The organism is Grimontia sp. THUN1695, from assembly GCF_059704325.2.
In genome coordinates, this window is sequence record NZ_AP046577.1 from 2,054,256 (window position 1) to 2,077,081 (window position 22,826).

At 51.2% G+C, this 22,826-nt stretch carries 21 protein-coding genes, 3 tRNA genes and 1 pseudogene; 9 read left to right on the forward strand and 16 right to left on the reverse strand.

Annotated features, from left to right (window positions below; genetic code table 11):
• Position 1 precedes the first annotated feature (1 nt).
• The gene (locus AC6IB1_RS12835; protein ID WP_497566992.1) at positions 2-2,422 is read right to left on the reverse strand and encodes an ABC transporter permease; all 2,421 of its coding nucleotides are present in this window, start codon (positions 2,420-2,422) and stop codon (positions 2-4) included.
• Positions 2,419-2,994 (reverse strand): annotated as a pseudogene (locus AC6IB1_RS12840) (ABC transporter ATP-binding protein); the annotation flags it as partial. The gene AC6IB1_RS12835 and the pseudogene AC6IB1_RS12840, both read right to left, overlap by 4 nt.
• Positions 2,995-3,094: 100 nt before the next feature.
• Here AC6IB1_RS12840 and AC6IB1_RS12845 point away from each other — a divergent pair.
• Together AC6IB1_RS12845 and AC6IB1_RS12850 are read left to right on the forward strand one after the other, a co-directional pair.
• Positions 3,095-3,703 carry a GDSL-type esterase/lipase family protein gene (locus AC6IB1_RS12845; RefSeq protein WP_497566993.1) on the forward strand — a complete coding sequence of 203 codons (609 nt, stop codon included), beginning with the start codon at positions 3,095-3,097 and terminating at the stop codon, positions 3,701-3,703.
• A gap of 573 nt (positions 3,704-4,276) precedes the next feature.
• Complete coding sequence (locus tag AC6IB1_RS12850; RefSeq protein ID WP_497566994.1) at positions 4,277-5,131, forward strand: tetratricopeptide repeat protein; 855 nt, start codon at positions 4,277-4,279, stop codon at positions 5,129-5,131.
• Between the two features lie 32 nt (positions 5,132-5,163).
• On the opposite strand, the gene cueR is transcribed toward AC6IB1_RS12850, so the two are convergent.
• Entirely contained in the window at positions 5,164-5,562 is a 399-nt protein-coding gene (gene cueR / locus AC6IB1_RS12855) for a Cu(I)-responsive transcriptional regulator (protein ID WP_497566995.1), read from the reverse strand.
• Positions 5,563-5,740: 178 nt separating this feature from the next.
• Here cueR and AC6IB1_RS12860 point away from each other — a divergent pair, with 178 nt between their 5' ends.
• The 4 genes from AC6IB1_RS12860 (at position 5,741) to AC6IB1_RS12875 (ending at position 9,995) form a co-directional block, all read left to right on the forward strand.
• Entirely contained in the window at positions 5,741-8,251 is a 2,511-nt protein-coding gene (locus AC6IB1_RS12860) for a heavy metal translocating P-type ATPase (RefSeq protein ID WP_497569142.1), read from the forward strand.
• Between the two features lie 69 nt (positions 8,252-8,320).
• Complete coding sequence (locus AC6IB1_RS12865; protein ID WP_497566996.1) at positions 8,321-8,632, forward strand: hypothetical protein; 312 nt, start codon at positions 8,321-8,323, stop codon at positions 8,630-8,632.
• Positions 8,632-9,072 carry a DUF411 domain-containing protein gene (locus AC6IB1_RS12870; protein ID WP_005503620.1) on the forward strand — a complete coding sequence of 147 codons (441 nt, stop codon included), beginning with the start codon at positions 8,632-8,634 and terminating at the stop codon, positions 9,070-9,072. The genes AC6IB1_RS12865 and AC6IB1_RS12870 overlap by 1 nt, the downstream gene beginning before the upstream one ends.
• A gap of 50 nt (positions 9,073-9,122) precedes the next feature.
• Positions 9,123-9,995: a TraB/GumN family protein gene (locus AC6IB1_RS12875; protein ID WP_497566997.1), complete on the forward strand. Its 873-nt coding sequence runs from the start codon at positions 9,123-9,125 to the stop codon at positions 9,993-9,995.
• 214 nt (positions 9,996-10,209) lie between these two features.
• Here AC6IB1_RS12875 and AC6IB1_RS12880 read toward each other — a convergent pair.
• The 3 genes from AC6IB1_RS12880 to AC6IB1_RS12890 all read right to left on the reverse strand — a co-directional run bounded on the left by AC6IB1_RS12880 (position 10,210) and on the right by AC6IB1_RS12890 (position 10,628).
• Positions 10,210-10,286: transfer RNA gene (locus tag AC6IB1_RS12880), tRNA-Pro, on the reverse strand.
• A 94-nt stretch (positions 10,287-10,380) separates the two neighbouring features.
• Positions 10,381-10,457 (reverse strand) — tRNA-Pro (locus AC6IB1_RS12885).
• 94 nt (positions 10,458-10,551) lie between these two features.
• Positions 10,552-10,628, reverse strand: a tRNA-Pro gene (locus AC6IB1_RS12890).
• Positions 10,629-10,984: 356 nt separating this feature from the next.
• Here AC6IB1_RS12890 and AC6IB1_RS12895 point away from each other — a divergent pair.
• Positions 10,985-11,125, forward strand: a complete 141-nt coding sequence (locus tag AC6IB1_RS12895; protein ID WP_005503623.1) for a DUF3149 domain-containing protein — start codon at positions 10,985-10,987, stop codon at positions 11,123-11,125.
• Between the two features lie 261 nt (positions 11,126-11,386).
• Positions 11,387-11,971, forward strand: a complete 585-nt coding sequence (smrA, locus tag AC6IB1_RS12900) for a DNA endonuclease SmrA (RefSeq protein WP_158160895.1) — start codon at positions 11,387-11,389, stop codon at positions 11,969-11,971.
• 68 nt (positions 11,972-12,039) lie between these two features.
• On the opposite strand, the gene AC6IB1_RS12905 is transcribed toward smrA, so the two are convergent.
• Genes AC6IB1_RS12905 through ybaK form a run of 3 tightly spaced genes read right to left on the reverse strand, consistent with a single transcriptional unit; the run spans position 12,040 to position 13,553 of the window.
• Positions 12,040-12,654: a LysE family translocator gene (locus AC6IB1_RS12905; protein WP_497566998.1), complete on the reverse strand. Its 615-nt coding sequence runs from the start codon at positions 12,652-12,654 to the stop codon at positions 12,040-12,042.
• Positions 12,651-13,070, reverse strand: coding sequence for a lysozyme inhibitor LprI family protein (locus AC6IB1_RS12910; protein ID WP_497566999.1), 420 nt, complete (start codon positions 13,068-13,070; stop codon positions 12,651-12,653). Before AC6IB1_RS12910 ends, AC6IB1_RS12905 begins: the two co-directional genes overlap by 4 nt.
• A gap of 3 nt (positions 13,071-13,073) precedes the next feature.
• Positions 13,074-13,553, reverse strand: coding sequence for a Cys-tRNA(Pro) deacylase (ybaK, locus tag AC6IB1_RS12915; protein ID WP_497567000.1), 480 nt, complete (start codon positions 13,551-13,553; stop codon positions 13,074-13,076).
• Between the two features lie 175 nt (positions 13,554-13,728).
• Here ybaK and AC6IB1_RS12920 point away from each other — a divergent pair, with 175 nt between their 5' ends.
• Complete coding sequence (locus AC6IB1_RS12920) at positions 13,729-15,150, forward strand: IS1182 family transposase (protein WP_497567001.1); 1,422 nt, start codon at positions 13,729-13,731, stop codon at positions 15,148-15,150.
• 151 nt (positions 15,151-15,301) lie between these two features.
• Here the strand turns inward: AC6IB1_RS12920 and ushA are convergent, their stop codons facing one another.
• The 7 genes from ushA to prfA all read right to left on the reverse strand — a co-directional run bounded on the left by ushA (position 15,302) and on the right by prfA (position 22,820).
• Entirely contained in the window at positions 15,302-16,978 is a 1,677-nt protein-coding gene (gene ushA / locus AC6IB1_RS12925; protein ID WP_497567002.1) for a bifunctional UDP-sugar hydrolase/5'-nucleotidase UshA, read from the reverse strand.
• Between the two features lie 227 nt (positions 16,979-17,205).
• The gene (locus AC6IB1_RS12930; protein WP_497567003.1) at positions 17,206-18,549 is read right to left on the reverse strand and encodes a Na+/H+ antiporter NhaC family protein; all 1,344 of its coding nucleotides are present in this window, start codon (positions 18,547-18,549) and stop codon (positions 17,206-17,208) included.
• 218 nt (positions 18,550-18,767) lie between these two features.
• Positions 18,768-19,622, reverse strand: coding sequence for a 3-deoxy-8-phosphooctulonate synthase (kdsA, locus tag AC6IB1_RS12935; protein ID WP_497567004.1), 855 nt, complete (start codon positions 19,620-19,622; stop codon positions 18,768-18,770).
• Positions 19,623-19,635: 13 nt separating this feature from the next.
• Positions 19,636-20,445: a SirB1 family protein gene (locus tag AC6IB1_RS12940; protein WP_497567005.1), complete on the reverse strand. Its 810-nt coding sequence runs from the start codon at positions 20,443-20,445 to the stop codon at positions 19,636-19,638.
• 2 nt (positions 20,446-20,447) lie between these two features.
• On the reverse strand, positions 20,448-20,831 hold the full coding sequence (locus AC6IB1_RS12945) for a SirB2 family protein (RefSeq protein ID WP_497569143.1): 384 nt from the start codon (positions 20,829-20,831) through the stop codon (positions 20,448-20,450).
• 55 nt (positions 20,832-20,886) lie between these two features.
• On the reverse strand, positions 20,887-21,732 hold the full coding sequence (gene prmC / locus AC6IB1_RS12950) for a peptide chain release factor N(5)-glutamine methyltransferase (protein ID WP_497567006.1): 846 nt from the start codon (positions 21,730-21,732) through the stop codon (positions 20,887-20,889).
• Positions 21,732-22,820 carry a peptide chain release factor 1 gene (prfA, locus tag AC6IB1_RS12955; protein WP_005503637.1) on the reverse strand — a complete coding sequence of 363 codons (1,089 nt, stop codon included), beginning with the start codon at positions 22,818-22,820 and terminating at the stop codon, positions 21,732-21,734. Before prfA ends, prmC begins: the two co-directional genes overlap by 1 nt.
• Positions 22,821-22,826: the final 6 nt, after the last annotated feature.

A 22,826-nucleotide genomic window follows, 5' to 3' on the forward strand; every position in this document is an offset into this window, starting at 1 on the left:
ATTACCGCTTAAGCGGTTCAAGCAATCCGCGCAGCATCCAGGCAACGGTCAGGAACACCAGTCCAACCGCGAGTGTCGGCAGGCTCAACCACACTTCCGGATGCAAACGCACCGGCAGTTCAACGCCCCATTTCAGCAATCCTGCCATCGCCAGCTCTGCACCACCGACCGCCATACAGCCTGACACCAGCGCCATGATGCCGTACTCCGCCCACAGCGTGGTGTTGATACGTTTTTTACTCGCACCCAGTGTCCGGTAAAGCATGATCTCCCGTTGCCGCTCTGCAAGTGTAATCCGCAGCAATGTCAGCAACAGCAACAAACCACTGGCAACCGCGAGTCCGGCCAATACCGACAGCGACAGGCTGATTTGCTTCAGGATCACCTGTATCCGTCCGCTCATGGTGCGCAAGTCCAGCAACGTCACGGTCTGGTAGTCGCGCCCCAGTTGGTTGAGAATATCGCTCTGGCTGTCTTCCAGACGGAAGCTAACCAGCCAGTTGGCAGGTAATTCTTCCATTAGCGCCGGGTCAAAAATAAAGTAGAAATTCGGCTTCATATTGCGCCATTCCACCTCACGGATGGAGTTCACTTCCGCATCAAACTCCTGACTGTTGACGTTAAACGTCAGCCGATCCCCAAGACGCAAGCCAAGTCTCTCTGCAATCCCGGACTCCACCGACACGCCACCGTCACTTGGCCATGAACCTTCCAGCAGTTCATTGTGACTTGGCAGCTCATCACGCCAGGTAAAGTTAAGTTCGCGACGCAGTGCTTCGTCACGCTCTTCCCTGTCTGGCGTTAACGCCGCATAGCGTTGTCCATTCAATGCCACCAAGCGGCCGCGCACAATCGGATACGCTTCCGAACGCTCAAGCTCGTTCGCATCCAGCCTGCCGACGTACCCATCCAGCTCGTGTTTGGCAATGTTCAGTGCAAACACATTGGGAGCATCCGGCGGCAGGGTTTGTTGCCAATCCTCCAGCAAATCAGTGCGAAGCAGCCAGATAATGGAAAGCAACATAAAGGAGGTGGCCAGCGCACCAAGCTGGGCACCGCTTGATGCAGGATTACGGGTGATACGGCTGAGCGCCAGTTTGAACGCCGGTTGCCGCACCCGTTTTTGCGCTACTTTCAACACCATTACGCCAATTGCAGCCAGCAGACTGAGCATGACCACCAACGCAGCCAATACCAGCCAAAGCAGGCGGTTATCATAAGACCAGGCGATCAGGGCAAGCACAGGCACCGATGCCAGCAGCCAGCTCCACGGATTCTTTCTTGCCCGCACTGCGCTTTGCTCCTGAAGCACGCTCATGGCTGGCGCTTCGATCAGCCTGATAAGCGGAATGCCAAGTGCTGGCAGTGCCACCAGCAAGGCGACCAGAGGCCCAAGTACCCACGGAAGGTAGCCATAGCTTGGCAGCGGCGAGGGCAACACATCCGCCAGCGGCAGGCGAAGCAGGTATTCAAGGAGTGCACCAAAGCCAAGGCCGAGCACGGTTGCCATCAACATCAGCATCAACAGCTGCCTGCCAAGCCAGCGCCTTACCCAGTTGCGCTGCGCGCCAAGGCTTTTCACCATCGCCAGGGTCTGGGTACGGCTGTCCACATAGTGCTGACAGGTGAGCAACAAGGTTGCCGCCGCCATGATGATCACCAGCACAACGGTCAAGGAGAGGTATCCCCGGCTCCTGTCCAGCATGTCCCCTGTGCGGTCGCCGGTATTTTCATCTATCCAGCGTTGTCCTTCTATCGGGGTATAGGCCGCTTTCACCGCCTCTAACTCACTGTCGCCACCGCGGAAGAAATAGCGATAGCTGACACGACTGCCAGGACGGACAACCCCTGCGGCAGAAACGTCACTCAAGTGCATCATGGCAGCAGGCATCTGGCTGAAAGGATTAAAGGAAAGCTCAGGTTCAGAGACAATTTTCCCGCTGACTGTCAGGGTCAGGTCACCGACATCGACCTCGTCACCCAACCCCACATCAAGCAGGGTAAACAGCCGCTCTTCCAGCCACAGTTCGCCGGGTTGGACGCGGTTATGCATGGCATCGGCGCTTTCCAGCTCCAATGCACCGCGCAAGGGGTAGTTACTCTCTACCGCCTTTACGCTGATAAGCTGCATCTTGTTGTCACTGAACGCCATGGTGCCAAACCGGGTCTGGTCTGAACGCTCAACGTTCATCGTCTCAAAGCCCTGCAATGTTTGCGGCGAGAGCGGTTGGTTGCTTCGAAGCACCAAATCGGCAGCCAGCATGGAGCGGCCTTGCTGGGTCAAGACGGATTCAATGCGACCGGCCAGTGCCGACAACGCAAACACACAGGCGATGATAAGCGCAAGGGCTGCTACCACCGGCCATAACTGACCATGAAAAAGTTCACGCCATGCCCAGCGCCAGACAAGGTTCTTCCTCATGCTGCCCCCGCCAGTTCGCCTGCATTCAGGTGCAGGGTTCGGTGACACTTCTCAGCCAGTGCCGGATCATGGGTGACCAAAATCAGCGTGGTGCCATGATCGCGGTTTAGGGAGAACAGAAGATCGATCACCGTGGCAGCCGTGTGTTGGTCAAGGTTACCGGTCGGTTCATCGGCAAACAGCACATTCGGGCGCGTCATAAAGGCCCGGGCAATAGCAACTCGCTGTTGTTCGCCGCCTGACAGCTGGGAAGGTAAATGCGTTTCGCGCCCTTTCAGCCCAACAGAGGCTAAAAGTTCCAGCGCCCTGTCTTCATCTTCGTCATCACCACGAATAGTGCATGGCAGCAACACATTTTCCAGCGCGGTCAGTGATGGCACCAGAAGGAAACTTTGGAACACAAAGCCAATGGATTCGGCGCGAAGTGCCGCCCTTGCATCGTCATCCAGCTGGCTTAACGGCTTACCCAAAAGCTCGATTTCACCCGCTGAGGGAGTATCCAACCCTGCGAGCAATGTCATCAGGGTGGATTTGCCTGCCCCTGAAACCCCAACTAAAGCAATGCTTTCCCCCTGCTCGACCTGAAGGGAAACATCCTGCAGAATGGTCAGAGACTGCGCATTCGTTGTCACGGTTTTTGACACGTTACTGGCCCTGATCACTGGAGTTTTCATGATTCGCATCCTTTCTTTTTGTCTTTTGATTATCAGTCATAGCGCTGCAGCGCAGACGCTGCTTGTACTTGGTGATAGCCTTAGCGCTGGCTACCAGATGGCGATAGAGAAAAGCTGGCCCAGTCTGATAGCCCCCAAACTGACTGAAACCAGTGACATCACCTCTGTCGTTAATGCCAGTATTTCCGGTGATACCTCTGGCAACAGCTTAGCAAGGTTGCCGGCGTTACTTGAGCAGCATTCGCCCGACTATATACTGATTGAGCTCGGTGCCAATGATGGCTTGCGTGGCTTTCCACCCGATCAGATACGCAACAACCTAGCCCAATTGATCAGTTTAAGCCGGGAAAGTGGTGCACAGGTGATGTTAATGCAGATCCAGATCCCACCTAACTATGGTCAACGATACAGCAAGGCGTTTGCAGATATCTATCCGGCATTGAGTAAAGAAATGCAAATTCCACTCATTCCGTTCTTCATGGAAAAGGTGGTTTTAACCGAGGGCTGGCTGATGCCTGACGGTCTGCACCCGAAAGATATTGCCCAGCCATGGATTGCCGGTTTTATGGCAGAACAAATGCGCCCATACCTCAAAGAACAAGGATAAAACGACAGGTAGCCAAGGCAATGTTGATCACCGGCTGCTATTCATGTGTTGGATAGATGAATAACTCTTTGTTTATATTGTTATTTTTTTCGTAACAAACTGTTTTTGTTCGTTTATCTACAAAATGTGACACTCAAAGTAATTTTTTTGTTCATTTTTTTGTCACAAAGCCTCGCTAATATTTCTCCAGTACCGTGAAACACCTGCCTCCACTTCCACTTTGATGTGATGCGTGTCGGATCAGGCCGTGAACGGGGAGACTAAAAAAAGAACAAATTATCCCAAAGGAGCCGGACTATGTCCTTAAGTCAACTGAACTGGCTCTGTTTGAGTGTAACGCTGGCAATATTGCTTGTGTTCTAACCCAGCGTTTCACATCAGCGAGCGCAAATGAATGAAGGCCACGGGTATTCCTGTGGCCTTTTTCGTCGGGTTTCTGTTCAGATCAGTGAGTTGAGCCAGCAAGATTCAATAATTGTCACTGCTTTGCCTGATAATGCCTTGAATTTTCATACCGTCCCCCCCACCTTTACTTTTACGCAGTAATAGAACTTCTACAGATCAGGCGACGCTATGCAACCAAATTACATTGTTCAACTTAATGAGCAGAACTTCCAACAGATCCTGGAAGGTTCAGCAGAGACACCGGTACTCATTCATTTCTGGGCACAAATGAGTCCAGAGAGTACCGAGATTATTCCGGTTCTGGAGAAGCTGGCACACGAATATGCAGGCGCATTTACCCTGGCATTGCTGGACTGTGAACAGCAACAAATGCTGGCAGCACAATTTGGTGTGCGTGCTCTACCAACTATTGCCCTGTTCAGCAAAGGACAGCCTGTGGACGGCATTGCCGGGCCACAAACCGAAGATACTGTGCGCGAAATGCTGGTCCGCCACCTGCCAAGTCAGGACGAAATGACCTTCAAACAGGCGCAGGCATTGATGGCAGAAGGCAATCATGCTGAAGCGCTGCCATTGCTGAAATCAGTTGAAGCCACGCTGGGTGAAACAGGCGCACACAAGCTTGCATTGGCTGAGTGTTATGTGGAAGCGCAGCAGTTCGATGACGCCGAAACCTTACTGGCAACGGTATTGATGCAAGATCAGGATGCACAATATAAAGCGCTGGTTGCCAAAGTGGAGCTACACAAACAGGCCGCTGACACGCCAGAAATCCGTGAGCTGCAATCCGCTTACGATGCGGATCCTGACAACAACGAGCTTGCCTTCGAACTGGCAGTCAAACTCAGTCAGGTGAGCAAGCAGGAAGAGGCATTGGAGCTGTTGATTGGTCTGTTGCGCAAAGACCTGAACTTTGCAGACGGTGACGCGAAGAAAACCATGATGGATATCCTGGCGGCACTGGGCCAAGGCAACGAACTGGCTAGCCGCTATCGTCGCCTGTTGTATTCGCTGCTCTATTGATACCCCAGTTAAAAAAGCGCTCCGGCGCTTTTTTATTTCCCATCAGCCGAGGATAACGCCTCAATGATTGGACAGCAGGCACTGTCGTCGCCGGGGCATGCACTGGCGAGGGATTTCAACGAGGTTTTCATCGCCTGAAGCTCCTGAATCTTTTCATCTATTTCTGCGATTTTATCCAGTGCTTTCTGTTTGACATCAGCACTGCGGCGGTTTGGGTTGCGCGACATATCCAACAGTGTCCTGCACTCTTCTAGACTAAACCCCACCAGCCTTGAGCGGCGTATCATCTGAAGCTCATTGATGTGCTGCTGGCTATAGGCCCGGTAACCGTTTTCAAGGCGTGCAGGCTCACTGATGATCCCTTTCTGCTCATAAAAACGGATTGTCTTCGGTGTCAGCCCTGTCACTTTCGCAATGTCATTGATCTTCATTTACACCCCACTGCCTTGAAAATTGTTTGGTTTTGAAAACATGCTTGACCTTACAGTTGATGGAAGGTTTATTCTCCTGAATTATGAACATTCCCCACTGGGAACTTCAAGCAGATTTAAAGGTATCGTGATGACAGATACAGAGTTGGACATTCCCCAGAAAGGCTCGACAGATTCTATGCAAATCACACTTCCCCTCTCAGGGCTAAACTGCATGGGCTGCGCGCGCAAAGTCATGGCGGCGGTAGAAGCAATAGAAGGCGTGAAACAGGCGAAGGCGGATAAAACCAGCCTGACCATTAATGCGGATGCCCCTGTCAGTGAGGTTATCTCTGCCGTCGAGTCGCTGGGTTATCAGGTTTCGTCACAAGGAGAAACCGATGAACCGCCCCAGTCACAACAGGCAAATGAGAACCACGCAGAAGCACCAGCCTCCGCCCCTGAACCGGGGACTGTATCTCGGCAATTTATTCTTTCCGGCATGACGTGTGCGAGTTGTGTGGCATCGGTTGAGCGTGCCCTGAAACAGGTGCCGGGCGTAGAGTCGGTCAACGTTAACCTCGCTGAGCGTACTGCATTGGTTGTTGGCAATGCAGAGACAGAAAGCATCATCAACGCCGTCACCAATGCCGGCTACGGTGCTGAGATCAGTGAAAGCGAAGAAACCCGCCGTGAACGGCAAGCTGCTATGCACGCAGAGCAGCTGGCTGAGCACAAACGTCATACCTGGTTATCACTCGGTTTAGGTGCACCGCTGATGCTCTGGGGCTTGCTAGGCGGCTCTATGACCATCGACAGCACCGCCAGCCAGATTGGCTGGGGCGTTGTTGCGTTGCTGACATTGGCCCTGCTTTGCACCGCCGGAAAACATTTCTTTGTCAATGCCGTGAAAGCGGCCCGTCACCATCGCGCGACCATGGATACTCTGGTTGCGCTGGGTACCGGCTCAGCATGGCTCTATTCTGTCGCCGTGGTCATTGCCCCCGAGCTTTTCCCGGCGCAGGCGCGGCATGTTTATTTTGAAGCCACCGCGATGATTCTGGGGTTGGTGACCCTCGGCCATGCTATTGAAGCCAAAGCCCGGGCATCGACGTCAAAAGCACTGGATAGACTTCTCGATCTGCAACCGCCAACCGCACTGGTTGTTGAAAACGGTCAAGAGCGTGAAGTGCCGCTTGGGCAGGTACAGGCTGGCATGATGCTCCGTGTGAAACCCGGCTCCAAAATCCCGGTGGACGGCGTTGTAGAAGACGGCGAAAGCTTTGTCGATGAATCCATGCTGACCGGTGAGCCCCTGGCAGTACGAAAAGAACAGGGTGACACCCTGCATGCCGGTACAGTGAATCAAAACGGTAGCCTGTTGTTTAAAGCCATCGGTATCGGCAGTGACACCATGTTGTCACGGATTATCCAGCTGGTACGTCAGGCGCAAAGCAGCAAACCGGCGCTGGCTAAAATGGCCGATTCTATCTCGGCGATTTTTGTCCCCACAGTGATGATCATCGCCATCCTCACTGCACTTGGCTGGTATAACTTTGGGCCAGATCCAAAGCTCAGTTTTATGTTGGTAACCGCCACGACAGTTCTTATCATCGCCTGCCCCTGTGCGCTGGGTTTGGCAACGCCGATGTCTGTCACTACCGGGGTTGGCCGTGCTGCCGAGCTTGGCGTGCTGATCCGCGATGCTGAAGCCTTGCAACACGCAGCAAGTGTCGATACGGTTGTGCTGGATAAAACAGGGACACTGACCGAAGGCAAACCCCAGGTGACATCAATTGTCAGCCTTTCGATGCCGGAAACTGCACTGCTTCAGATTGCGGCAAGTTTGGAACAAGGCTCAGAGCATCCGCTGGCCAAAGCTGTGCTTGATGCCGCCAGAGAAAAAGTACTGACACTGTCACCGCTTTCAAAATTTGAAGGGATCCCCGGAAAGGGCCTTAGCGCACAAATCGAAGGCAACACCTATTTGCTCGGTAATGCCCGGCTGATGGAAGAGCGCGGTATCTCCCTGACATCAGGGCAGGATGCTGCCAGACAACACGCTGAATGTGGTGAAACCGCCATCTACCTGGCTAATGAGAAGGAATTGCTTGGCCTGATTGGGATAAGTGATCCACTTCGCGCTGACTCAGCCAACGCGATCAAGCGATTGAAAGCATTGGGCTATCACGTGGTCATGCTGACCGGCGATCACCCGGACACCGCGAAAGTCATCGCCAAACAGGCTGGCATTGATAATGTTATCGCCGGCGTACTACCCGACGGCAAAGCCGATGTAGTCAGCCGTTTACAACGCGAAGGTAAGCGGGTCGCGATGATTGGTGACGGCATTAATGACGCACCGGCCCTTGCCAAAGCTGAGGTGGGTATTGCCATTGGCTCAGGCAGTGATGTGGCGATTGAAAGCGCCCAGATGACATTGATGCGCCACTCCATTGATGCTGCGACAGACGGGTTAACCCTTGCCAAAGCAACGCTTCGTAATATGAAAGAAAACCTGTTTGGTGCATTTATTTACAATTCCCTGGGTATACCCATCGCCGCAGGTGTGCTATACCCCCTCACCGGCGCGCTGCTGAGCCCAGTTGTTGCGGGAGCTGCCATGGCATTATCGTCCATCACAGTGGTCAGTAACGCAAATCGCCTGCGCTGGTTCAAACCACCGAAAGGAGAAAACCATGCTGGTTAATATTATTGGGTTTGGGTTGATTGCTGCCATCGTATGGTGGTTCTGGCTGTCGGGCACAAAGGGCAGTAAATGAACGCCAACGCGTTTATTGTGCAACGAAAGCTTACACTGATAACGCCGCTTAGCAAGGAGTTGGAGACGGCGCTTTATGAGCATGGAATTCTCACACTGAAACAATGCGGTAATCAACTGCTGCTCACTTACGATGCCAGCCAATATAGCCTGACATCACTATTGCGCGCTGTGGAATTACCGCTGACTGACTCGCTTTGGCAAAGGGCTCTACGCAAGCTCTATGCCTTTAAAGATCAAAACATTGCCGATGGTGCCCGTCATGAGCCCCATTGTTGCAACAAGATACAAACACCGAGGAGAGAATGATGAAATCCATCCCGAAACTTGCTGCATTGTCTTTTGCGCTACTGTCGACCAGCGTCTTCGCTGCATCAGGTGTGACCTACAAATCCCCTTACTGTGGCTGCTGTAAAGAGTGGGTAAAACACATGGAAGAGAATGGCTTTGAAATGACCTCGGAAGACCATGTCAATATGAACCCCATCAAGATGAAACTCGGCATCAAACCGCAACTGGCGTCTTGCCACACCACCGTGATTGATGGCTACCTGTTTGAAGGTCACATTCCAGCCAGTGATGTAAAAGCCTTCCTTGAGCAAAAACCCAAGCTAGCAGGTCTTGCCGTTCCTGGCATGCCTGTCGGTTCACCGGGTATGGAATACGGCGACCAGAAAGACCCTTATGACGTGATTGGTTTCACCAAAAGCGGCATGACCATGGTGTTTAACAGCCACAACAAAGACTGACAATTGACTACCGAACCTCCATACTGTTGCTTCGACAGTATGGAGGCTTCATGAACCGCATTATCGCCCTGCTTTTTTCCCTTTTATTCAGCGCTTTTTCTGTTGCCTCCCCACAGGTCTGGCAAGCACAAAAAGGGAAACTCACTTTCACTATCATGGGCTCAGTTCATGCCGGTAAACCCGCGTTTTACCCTTTACCCAACGTCATGGTTGATCGCTTTAAAGACAGCGATGGTCTGATTGTGGAAGCGGACATTATCAAGGATACATCCATTACACTTCCCAACGGTTCTCCGTCTTCCAGTTACCTCGACAAAGCACAAACCCGCAAGCTTAAAAAAATCGCCACAGAAACGGGTACATCAAGCAGCGTGCTGTTGAACCTGCCTCCCTGGCAAGCGGCGATGGCTCTACAGCTGTATCAAATCAATCAGATAGGCTTGCAACAAGAGTTGGGGGTCGACCTGTTTTTCCTCTCACATAGCCAGGAATTGGGCATTCCAGTGATCCCCCTTGAAACAGTACAACAACAAATCGACTTACTGGCAAAGTCTCCCCAAGATGGCCTGGAACTGCTGACAGACACTATCGACTACTGGGCGCTTTCCCGGGATTTTATGCCCTGCCTCATTGAGGCCTGGCAAGCTGGAGACAGCGAGAAAATGGCTGAAATAGTAGGCTTTATGAGCGGAGCCGGGGAGTTTGAGCGTAAACTGATCGATAAACGAAACCACAACTGGCTCAAAGCACTGGCTGATCCAAATCGCTTTTCAACGGGAAACTACGCCATGGTGGTTGGGGCGCTACACCTGTATGGCAGGCAAGGCTTACTGGCGTTACTGGAAAGCGCCGGGTTTGAAGTCACGCTATTGACTCAGGGGGAAAACATCAGCTGTGAGATCCCGGCCTCTCTCAAAACTTAACCGTTAACCACCACCTGGGTAACAATCATTGAGACAAAAAACAACAAAATAAACCAAATAATGACGGACTTTCTCATACCGAATCCTTACTGCAATAAAGCCTGGGTGACAGCGTAGTCTACCGCATTCCGGGGACAGTGAAGAGCGGGGATAGAAAGTTTGTTACAAACAGCATAACAAAAGAAGCCCCGCGTTACTGCGAGGCTTCAAAGAGTGGTCGGTGAAGAGGGATTCGAACCCCCGACCCTCTGGTCCCAAACCAGATGCGCTACCAAACTGCGCTATTCACCGAACATATATTTTTTGTCTTGAGGTTTCACTGTCAGAGGTTACCCTCTGGCTCACCATCACAACATCTTGGATTATCCAGGATGATTTAAATACGTGGTCGGTGAAGAGGGATTCGAACCCCCGACCCTCTGGTCCCAAACCAGATGCGCTACCAAACTGCGCTATTCACCGAACATGTGTTTTTTGTCTTGAGGTTTCGCTGTCAGAGGTTACCCTCTGGCTCACCATCACAACATCTTGGATTATCCAAGATGATTTAAATACGTGGTCGGTGAAGAGGGATTCGAACCCCCGACCCTCTGGTCCCAAACCAGATGCGCTACCAAACTGCGCTATTCACCGAACATGTGTTTTTTGTCTCGAGATTTCGCTGTCAGAGGGTCGTCCTCTGGTCCGCTATTCCCAAGAGCCGGATGCGCTACCAAACTGCGCTATTCACCGACAATGCTGATCCGCTGCACGCCTCAGAGGTGGCTTATATTACGCATCCGCGCTTAAGACTCAAGCATTTTATCGCGATTTTTGCGTGTTACGAACCGTTCGCTTAAAGGATCGCCAGTCCAACGTTTTTTGCGACTGCAAACACATTTGAATTATCACGTGCCACTAACAAGATGTTCACTTGATCCAGATCATCGTTAACGCATTCACCCATTGGCAACCTAGTCTTAACGTTCACAGACACAGGAAGCACAAAAATGGAATTTTGGTTAGACCTACTTTTCGGTAATGCCATTGGCCTCTCCTCAATGATCGTCATTTTTGTTGCCTTGGGCATGATCTGTTTTATGGCTGGCTTCTTTGTCTACAAGGCGATGAAAACGCCAGGAACGCAATAGTTTCCTAAAACCAGTTAACGTTAAACTTGGTTGCTTACGCCGGAAGCCCGCAACGCATTTCGGCTTCTTTTTATTCACAGCGCAAAGCGTTTTACACGCTCTGCGCTTTTTTTCGTTCCCTATTCCCTATGCAGTTCACTACGCTGAAGCAGGTATCATTCACGTATTAATGCCGACTTGGGGTCAGAAATCACATCAAACGAGATCTCGGAATAGTTTACCGTTATACTCAGACAACGCACCAACAACCCCGTAACAACTATGAACGGTAACAACGAGTTCGACTTATTTCGGGAGATGATGGCAGATGTCGCGCCTATCAAACACGATACGGTCGAGAGAACCCAGCAATCACACCAACCTACGGATGCACAACTGGCTCGTCAGTTGGCGGCACAATCCCTTTCAGAGAGTGATCCTGAATACCTGTCGTTAGATTATGCCAAGATGGTGAAACCAGACGATATTGTCGCGTTCAAGCGCCCAGGCGTTCAGGATGGCGTGTTTCGCAAATTACGCCTCGGTAAGTATGACATCCACGCCCGGCTGGACTTACACAAATACACCTTGAAAGATGCACGCGATGAAATGCTTCGTTTCCTGAAGCAATGCCAGCGTATGGACATACGCTCAGTGATCATTGTGCACGGCAAAGGCGAACGCTCTAATCCTCAGGCATTGATGAAAAGCTATATATGCCAGTGGCTGGAGCAGATAATAGATGTTCAGTGCTTTCATTCTGCACAACGTCATCAGGGGGGAACCGGTGCGGTATACGTGATGATCAAGAAGAGCCAGGAAAAGAAGCTTGAAACTCGTGAACGCCATTTAAACCGGCGCGGTTGAGTGGGAAGAAGACCTGAATCGAAAACAGGAGCCATCGGCTCCTGTTTTTGTCCAAATGCACCTTTTGGCTAGATCGTGACAATAACCCGCACAGCCAGTCCTATCAGCAACACGCCACATAGCCTGTCGATAACGACTGCTTTTTGTTTAAGTTTTTCCAGCATACGTGACGAGGAAAGCATCAGGGCCAGCAGGGTGTACCACAGACCATCAATCGCAAACGGTGTTATCACAATCACGACACGGCTGAAGGTATCAGTACCCACCGCCACAAACTGGCTGAACAATGCGAGGAAGAACAGCGCCAATTTAGGATTTAGCATGGAAATCATTGCACCGTCACGCGCCGCTTCCCACAGTGTTGTTTTTTCGCCTTTTTCCAGTTTGGCAGCGACACCGCCTTTCGCCCGTAACGATTTGATGCCAAGCCAAGCCAGATAGGCCGCACCAGCATAGGCAATGGCGGTAAAAAGCGTTGGAGACTCTTTGAGGATCACGGCCAGGCCAAGCAATGTCAGTAGTGCATAAAAGCCAACGCCCAATGCATGTGCCCAGGCTGCAACAATACCGTGTACACGACCGCCTGCCAGACTGTGACGCATCATCACTGCCAAACTCGGCCCCGGAGAGATGGCGCCCAGCAGGCATACCAGCGCAAGCCCCAACCAGACAGAAACAGTCACTTGGCCTCTCCTTTCACACCCATCAGGCTGTTAAGGCGCGTGATTTGTTCATTGGTTATTTCAATCATACAGTTCAGGTATCCCTGCCCGCTGCCAGAGCCTGATGCATAGCTGGCTTCAACCATTTTGCATTGTGCCTCCCGCCAATCACGAAAAGCAGAGAATGCCTGTGTCGACACGGGAACACCATGTTGCAATGAAGACAGGGCATCCAGCTTGATGAAATGCTCCCTAAGCGCCGCTTCTGTTTTATTGAGTGCATCCTGGGAAACGTTCCAGCGATTGTCGAGACAGGCTGTCACTTCAACGTGTGTTTCAGATGCTTTGTAGCAAGACATCAATGCCGAGTATTCTTTTCCTGCAAAGGCAGTTAAAGGTAAACCTAACAAAATGCCTCCCCACCAACTCTTGCACATTGATTACCCCTCCTTGCCAATAGCAGCAAATTTTCCTTGTGTCAGTGAGAGTAAATCTGATGGAGAAAGTTCAATCTCAAGGCCACGTTTTCCTGCACTGACATAAATAGTTTCAAAGGCTTGTGCACTATTATCAAGCAGTGTCGGAAGGCGTTTTCTCTGTCCAAGCGGGCTGATTCCCCCTACCACATACCCCGTGGTCTTCTCAGCAATCGCAGGGTTCGCCATTTCAGCCTTTTTCGCGCCAGTTGCCTTTGCCGCTGCTTTCAAATCCAACTGACCTGAAACCGGTACGATTGCTACTGCCAGCTTCTTGGGATCGCCATTCATAGCAAACAACAGGGTTTTAAAAACACGGGCAGGATCCTGCCCCATTACACTGGCGGCTTCCAATCCAAACTGGGTGTTGTTGGGATCATGTGCGTAGCTGTGCACGTTAAAACTGATGCCTGATTTTTCCGCCAGGATTATTGCCGGTGTCATATCCATCTCTCTGTATTGGTGCAACCTGAAACCATCAGGATATCAGGGTGATTCTTCCGCCGATAATGACATAAAAAAAGGCACTGTCACCAGTCAGACTGCTGACAAAGCCCTGGCCATTTGGCTGGGGCTTTGATCTAATAGGGGTAAGCAAATCAATCATGGATTGGGTGACATGCTTAAAGACCCTGGCCCTCAGCAATATGAATTCGAGATGGTGACACTCGAACAGTTGGTCCCCAAAAACCATCTCGTTCGCAAAATCGATGCCGCCGTCGACTTTGAATTTATCCGTGACGAAGTCGCCCATCTCTACTGCCACAACAATGGCCGTCCGGCGATAGACCCCGTTCGCCTGTTCAAAATCCTGCTCCTAGGCTTCCTCTTCGGCGTCAAAAGTGAACGCCAGCTCGTCAAAGATATCGAGGTCAACGTCGCTTACCGCTGGTTCCTTCGCATGTCGCTAACCGAAAAGGTGATTGATGCGTCCACCTTGAGCCAGAATCGCCGCCGTCGCTTCAATGATACCGACGTGTTCGAGCGCATCTTCATCCGCATCGTCGAGCAGGCGATGAACAAAGGCATGGTCGAGGGACGCGTCTTATTTACCGACAGCACTCACCTGAAAGCCAATGCCAACAAGCGTAAATACCGTAACGAACTGGTGAAACAAAACGTCAGTGCTTATGCCGAGCTGTTAGATGAAGCGGTTGACGCTGACCGTGCAGCAGAAGGAAAACGCCCACTCAAACCGAAAGATGGTCACATTGAGAAAAACACCAAAGTCAGCACCACCGACCCAGACAGCGGGTTCATGACACGGGACCAAAAACCACAGGGCTTCTTCTACCTTGACCATCGCACCGTCGACGGCAAACACGGCATCATCCTCGACACCCATGTCACGCCAGGCAATGTGAATGACGCCCAACCGTATATCGCCCGTCTGGATACCACGTTAGCGCGCTTTACGCTCTCGCCTGTTGCCGCCGGGCTTGATGCCGGTTACTTCACCGCGACTATCTGCCATGAACTGGAACAACGGCAAATGCTGCCGATAATGGGATACCGCCGGCCTCACCGTACGAAGAATGCCATCAAGAAAAAGCACTTTCATTACGACAAAGAGACGGACCGCTATCTCTGTCCTCAGGGACAGGAGCTGGTTTACAAGACCACCAACCGTCAGGCATACCGCGAGTATCACTCTGACCCACAGATATGCAAAACCTGTCCGCTGCGCGATGATTGCACCAAGAGCAAGAATCACAAACGGGTGATAACCCGGCACCTGTTCGAGAAATCGGTAGAGAATGCCAATGCCTTGAGGCTGACAGCCTGGGGAAAGAAAGTGTACCGACGACGGGCAGAGACGGTGGAGCGAAGCTTCGCAGATGCCAAACAACATCATGGCCATCGCTATGCGAGGTTCCGTGGTCTGTTGAAAGTACAAATCCAATGCTGGTTGGCGGCAGCAGCGCAAAACATCAAGAAGATAGCCTTACTGGAGGCTTATCTTCGCAAAATTGGGCTTAATACGCGCCAAATAGCTCAGATAGTGAAGCAAATCAGCTTCTGTGGGTTAAAAGCAGCCTGAACATAACAATATGGAAAAATAGCGCGATCGCGGCCTTCGGCCGCTAACAAAAGAAAACCCCGCTTGAAAAAGCGGGGTTAGTCAGCAATCTGGCACTGTCACCAGTGCCTTGTGTCTCTGACGTGAGGTTGTACGCCAGTGTATGCGGTGCTTACTTGTAAGTGATCTCGCCGTTTGGCGCATACTTGTTCACATCAAGAGGAGAATTTTTCTCCATGAAGTCTTTCAGCACTTCCGCATCCACAAATCCCGTATTCACGTTACCCGGGTGGTCTGTCAGTTTCGGATAACCATCACCGCCTGCTGCGTTGTAGCTAGGTACGGTAAAGCGGTAAGTTTTATTGAGATCCAAAGGCTCACCGCCAATCACCACATCGCTTACGCCATCAGGTGACACTGTCATCGAGATGCCGTAAAACTGCGCATAGGCACCTGAATCCACTGGTTTGGTCGCCACTGCATTCAGGTAATCTAACACTTCAGCGCCGCTCATATCGGTATAGGTCACCATGTTGGCAAACGGTTGTACAGTCAGCACATCTTTGTAAGTCACATCGCCTGCTCCAATCGAGGCACGGACACCGCCTGAGTTCATCACCGCGAAATCAGCTTTCGCACGCTCTTTGTGCGCTGCAGCAATCAAGCGACCTAGGTTGGTTTGCTGAAAACGCACCACATTACGGTCACCTTGCAGGTGACCGTTGGTCTCTGCAATTTTCACGTTCAGTTTTTCCTGTCCTTTCTCTTGATACGGTTTCAGGAAATCATACAGTGCTTTGTCTTTAGGGATTTCGTTTTGGATGAACACACGTTTTGAATCACCGTTAACCTCAATTTTCTTCTTCAGGTTCACAGGGATCAGATCATAAGAAACCAGGTTCAACTCGCCATTGCGGAATTCAAAATCCGCTTTACCGACATATTTTCCCCATTCATGCGCCTGAACAATCCAGGTACCGTTCTGGTGGTCAGGCTTACACTCATCTCCCGGTTTGAACGACTTGTTATACATGTTCGGGCCTTCCATACAAACAGGCTCTTGTGAGTGACCACCCACAATCATGTCCAGCGAACCTTCATTCAGGTAACGGGCCAGCTCAACATCCCCCGGCGCATTCACACCACGGTTGCCATCTTCATAGTGGCCCATGTGTGTCGCCGCGATGATGATGTCTGGCTTTTCAGTCTGTTCCAGTTCGGCAATCAGCTTTTTCGCTTCTTCTTTCGGATCGCGAAAATCCAGTTCACCAATAAACTCAGGGTTACCAATTTTCGCGGTATCTTCCGTTGTCAAACCAATAACCGCAATGCGCAGACCGTTACGCTCAAACATCTGGTATGCCTGAAATTTTCGCTTACCGGTCGCTTTGTCATAAATGTTGGCAGACAGCATAGGGAAATCTGCCCACTCCATCTGCAGATCAAGCACGTCCAGTGGGTTATCAAACTCGTGGTTACCCAATGCCATGGCATCATAACCAATCATGGTCATGCCTTTGAAATCAGGCTCTGCGTCCAGCAGATCAGACTCAGGCACACCGGTGTTGATATCACCACCAGATAGCAAAAGCACAGCCGCGCCCTGAGCTTCTGCTTCGGCACGCAGGTTGTCGATCAACGTTTTACGTGCCGCCATACCGTATTCGCCGTGACGGTTATGCCAGAAACGGCCATGGTTATCATTGGTGTGGAGTATGGTCACTTTATAAGTGGTATCGGGTTGCCAACCCGGTACCACTTTTGTCATTTCACTCGTGGTTGAACAGCCTGCCAATGTGGCAAGTAATGCAGCGCTGATGGCTGCTTTCAGAGAGAGGCGTTCCTTCATGGTGATACCTATTATCTGTGCGGCAAGGCGGAAGACTGTGCCTCCGCCTTGTCCGGGGTTTAACCTAGAGGCCGCGGCCAACAGCCCCTAGACTGCTAACAATTTCATGAAGTAGTCTAAATAGTTACACTGAACATCACATAGAACTTTCAAGAAAGTGCCATCCGGATCACTGAAAAACACTCCAACTGCGAACAAATCAGCCGAAATTGAAGTGCTTACAACATTTATCCCGGCAACTGTTGCCCTTTGCTGCGGATAATCGCCAACCCTGCTGAAATCGCAAGCAGGAAACAGTAGTAGGACTGACTGACAACGTTCAATGGCGACAGTTCGAAAATGGATCCCAATAGCAATGCCTGGGCGCCATAAGGCAACAGCCCCTGAACCACGCAAGAGAAAATATCCAGCAGGCTCGCACTTCGCTTGGGGGCGACATCATGCTGAGTGGCCAGCTCTTTTGCCACGCCACCGGCAACAATGATCGCCACCGTGTTATTCGCCGTACACAGATTAGTCATACTGACCAAAGCTGCAATACCGCCTTCGCTGGCACGCGGAGAACCTTTTTCTGTCTCTTTGTCTGCCCGGGTAAGGATAAGCTTACTCAGCTTGTCAGTAACGAAGGCCAAGCCCCCTTGCTGACGCATCAACTCTGCCAGACCACCAATCAGCAATGACAACAGGAAGATCTCCTGCATATTGCCAAAACCTTTGTAGATATCCTGGCTGAATGCCATCACATCATAGTCTGCCGTTTGCGCCATCCCCACCAAACCCGCAAACACGATACCAATGGTGAGCACCACAAACACATTCATGCCATAAACCGCCAGCACCAGGATAGTCAGGTAGGGCAATACCGCCAGCCAATCAATGTCACCGGCGACAGGGGCGTCGGTGACTTCATTGGCAAAGAAAAAAATCACCAATGCCACCAGCGCCGCTGGCAACGCGATCTTGATGTTTTCACGGAACTTGTCCTTCATATGACAGCCTTGGGATCGTGTCGCTGCAATGGTGGTGTCTGAAATGATGGAAAGGTTGTCACCGAACATAGCGCCACTTAGCACAACCCCCGCCATTAAAGCAGCATCAATGCCCGTGGTATCGGCAATACCCAACGCAACTGGCGCCACTGCAGCAATCGTCCCCATAGAAGTACCCATCGCTGTCGCAATGAATGCTGAAATTAAAAACAGGCCTGGCAGAATAAAGCTGGAGGGAAGAATAGCCAGCCCCAGATTCACCGTGGCATCAACCCCCCCCGTCGCTTTCGCCACGGCAGAAAATGCACCCGCAAGCAGGTAGATCAAACACATCGCGGTAATATCGCGATGGGAAACCCCCTCAATAAACTGCCCAATAGCACCATTGAGCGTTTCTTTGCTCATCAGTATTGCCAGCATAATGGCAGGCAACACGGCAATGGGGGCAGGAAGTTGATAAAAGGCAAAATCGACATTCTGGGCCGAAAAGTAAATGCCCGTACCAATAAACAGGCACAGGAAAAGCCCGAAGGGCAAGAGTGCGATCGCCGATGGCGTAATGGTTGTTTGCTTCTTTGTCATGTTGTATTGCATATTTTTTATGGAGTGAAACGCAGGGTAATGCTAAAGCAGAAAGTCGTCAACATCTAGACGTCTAAACGTCCGCTAAATATATCGAGAGAATCATTGTTCACTGTGCCCATATTGCTCTGGAGACTAACCCCACTACATGCTATCTATCCTATAGATGAAAAAAAACCGGCGTTTTCGCCGGCTTTCCTTTGTCCTTGCGATGGCGCTTAGCGGATATCCAGATCGTCGAAACTTTTCACCAAATCATCCAGCGCTTTCATTTGCGTCAGGAATGGCTCCAGTTTATCCAAAGGCAGCGCTGATGGACCGTCGCAACGCGCTTTATCCGGATCCGGGTGCGCTTCAATGAACAGACCCGCAATCTTGGTTCCCAGACCTGCACGCGCCAAATCGACGGTCTGCTCACGACGGCCACCGGATGCTGCGCCCATTGGATCGCGACACTGCAGTGAGTGGGTCACGTCAAAAATGATTGGGCTGCCGTTGCTGGCTTTTTTCATCACATCAAAGCCAAGCATATCGACAACCAGGTTATCGTATCCCATGCACGAACCACGCTCACACAGGATCACTTTGTCGTTGCCACATTCGGCAAACTTATCAACGATATTACCAACCTGGCCAGGGCTCATGAATTGTGGTTTTTTCACGTTGATCACAGAACCGGTTTTCGCCATGGCTTCAACCAGATCTGTCTGGCGTGCCAGAAACGCAGGAAGCTGGATCACATCCACCACTTCAGACACCGGTTGCGCCTGTGCTTCGGTATGTACGTCGGTGATGATTTTCACGCCGAAAGTCTCTTTCAGCTCCTGAAAAATCTTCATACCCTCTTCCATGCCTGGGCCACGGTATGAGTGCACAGAGGAACGGTTTGCTTTGTCAAAAGACGCCTTAAACACGTATGGAATCCCCAGTTTCTGGGTCACTTCCACGTAGTGTTCACAGATCTGCATCGCCAGATCTCGAGACTCCAACACATTCATCCCGGCAAAAAGAACAAATGGCTTGTCATTTGCAACTTGAATATCGCCAATCTGAACCGTTTTTTGTGTTGTCATGGTGAGTTCCTGATTAATGGAAAATAGGGGCCTGTGCGGTCAATACTTTGACCTGCAGTTTCAAAAGCTCAGCCGCCGGATCGTCCGGACAGTGAGCGATAAAATATTCGTAGTCTTCCGCCGCCACCCAGTCGCAATTCAATTGTTGGAAAATATAGCCACGGTCACGGATTTCATACGGATCATCCGGGCGGAAAGAAAGCGCAAGTTCACTGCAACGCAGCGCCATGGCGTAATTTTCTTCACGCAGCAGCGCGCTTTTGATCACCGCCAACCAACGACCAATCAATGTTGGGTTATCTGTCACTTTCAGATACTCGGCATACAGCTTTGCCGTTGGCCCTTCTTTGCCCACCAGCCAGCCTCGCAAGATCCGATCGGACAGAAATTCGCCATCAAACGGGTTAATGTACTGCGCGTCTCGGTGGTGCCAGCTGACTTTGAGTATCAACTGCGTCGGAAACCCGACAGGTTCTACCGGCAGATCCAGACGATGAGCAAAGAACAGAAACAACGCACCGAGACTCACCGGAATCCCTTTACGGCGCTTAAGCACCTTTTCCACAAACGCATTTTCAGAGGAAAAGTATTGCTCGAAGTCACCTTTAAAGCCCCATTCTTTATAGAAAAGTCTCAGCAGGCCTTCCAACCTCAGTTCGTCATTGGCTTCTCCTGCCAGTAAATTTTCAGCATCCTTCGCCAGCAGTTCAAGCTCCGCCCGAACCCAATGCATGGATGTCGCCGGATCAATGGCAGCGTTCAATGCCAACGCACCCTCTACCAATGTCAGCTCATCTAATTCCTGGTCCGTAAACGCGATCATTTTTACCCCAACAGATGTGGTGTTTTGGTCATAGCAAGGCTTGCGGCCGCATAGACCCAACCTAAAGCACCAAAGAAAGCAAACAACCGGAACATGGTTCCCTGACTGTATTTCAAGGCGACAAAACCAAGGGCAATGTATGCCAGGACACAGGTCAGTTTTTCAGTCATCCACACCCCTTGTGGTGTGAACGGGTAGAAACCAGTGATAAATATTAAAGCAACACCGGTTCCCAATAAAATGGTATCAATAACGTGTGGGACTACTTTAACCCACTTTTTCTCCAGAATTTTGCTGTCCATCATGCGCCATGCAAAGCGAATGATGAAAAGGGTTACGCTCAGGGCGATGAACATCAGGTGAGTATGCTTCAATGCAATGTACATAGTTCCGTAAGTCTCTCTTTTAGATTTGTTGTTATAGGTCTGTTGACCTTTGGTATTAGCGAACAAAACGCCCTAAGGTAACACGATCGAGACCAGCATAATCGTGCTGCGTCTCAACATCGATGAATCCTGCACCACAAAAAAGCGTGCGTACCGCTTTCCCCTGATCGTATCCATGCTCAATCAGTAGCCAGCCACCATCAACCAGGTATTCCGGGCTTTGTTGACAGATAACCCAGATATCGGCCAAACCGTGCTCACCAGAAACCAACGCCGATTTCGGTTCAAATCGCACATCACCTTGCGACAGATGCGGGTCTTCCGGGTCGATATACGGCGGGTTGCTGACAATCATGGAAAAGCGCTGTGCCGGCACATTGCTAAACCAGCTGCTTTGCATAAATTGGGCATTTTTGATGCCATTTTCAAGCCCATTTTTTGCCGCCAGTGCCACGGCTTCGGCGCGAAGATCCACGCCGGTCACTACAATGTCTTTTCGCTCGCTGGCGATGGCAAGGGCTATAGCGCCGGTGCCGGTGCCTAAATCCAGCACCGCACCGTCACCTTGTGGCAAACGCTCAAGGGCAAGCTCAACCAGACGTTCAGTATCAGGGCGTGGGATTAAGGTGCTCGGCTCAACATTGAGGCGCAGTGACCAGAAATCACGGTAGCCAATGATATAGGCAACAGGTTCACCGGATTTTCGGCGCTCCAGCAGCGTATTGAAGGCCGCCTCCTCGTCTTCCGTCAGCACTTTGTCCGACCAGGTGTAAAGGTAACTGCTGGGTTTATCGAGGACATGGCAAAGCAGCACAGACGCATCAATACGCGGAGAGGGGCTTTGGTGTTCTGCTAACAAAAGCGCTGCATCACGCAGCGCATTTTCAATGGTGACGGGCATCAGTGTTGCTCAGCCAGTGCCGCCAGTTGGTCTGCCTGGAATTCGTGGATGATGGGTTGGATCAGTGAATCCAGATCGCCTTCCATTACTTCATCCAAGCGATACACTGTCAGGTTAATACGATGGTCAGACACCCGGCCCTGTGGATAGTTGTAGGTGCGGATGCGGTCTGAACGGTCACCGGAACCGAGCAGGTTACGGCGGGTGCTCGCCTGTTCAGCAGCACGCTTTTCTTCTTCCGCTTTGATCAGGCGAGCGGCAAGAACGGCCATAGCTTTGGCTTTGTTTTTGTGCTGTGAACGCTCGTCCTGACACTCGACTACCGTGCCCGTTGGCAAGTGGGTAATACGAATAGCAGAATCAGTGGTGTTAACGTGCTGGCCGCCAGCGCCCGACGAACGGAAGGTGTCGATTTTCAGATCAGCCGGGTTAATTTCCGGGATTTCAGCTTCCGGAATTTCCGGCAAAATGGCCACGGTACACGCAGAGGTGTGAACACGGCCCTGGGATTCAGTCGCAGGAACACGCTGAACGCGATGACCGCCTGACTCAAACTTCATCACGCCATAGGCACCATCGCCATTCACTTTGGCAATCATCTCTTTGTAACCGCCATGTTCACCATGGTTGGCGTTGATCACTTCTACGCGCCATCCTTTGGATTCAGCAAAACGGCTATACATACGGAAAAGATCACCCGCAAAAATCGCCGCTTCATCGCCGCCCGCACCCGCACGGATTTCGAGGAAGCAATTACGCTCATCGTTCGGATCTTTGGGCAGCAACAGCACCTGAAGTTCATCCGTCAGGCGTTCGATGTCTTCTTTCGCCGCCTTCACTTCTTCCTGCGCCATTTCGCGCATTTCAGGATCGTCTTCATTCGCCATTTCCTGAGCGGCTTCCAGATCGCTCTCCGCCTGTTTGTAGGCAGAGAAACACTTGATCACTTCTTCCAGCTGGCTGTACTCTTTGGAAAGCGAGCGGAACCGGTCTTGATCAGAGATAACACTGGGATCGCCCAGCAAGTGCTGCACTTCTTCGTAACGCTCACTGAGCGCTTCCAGTTTGGCAAGAATAGATGGTTTCATATCAAT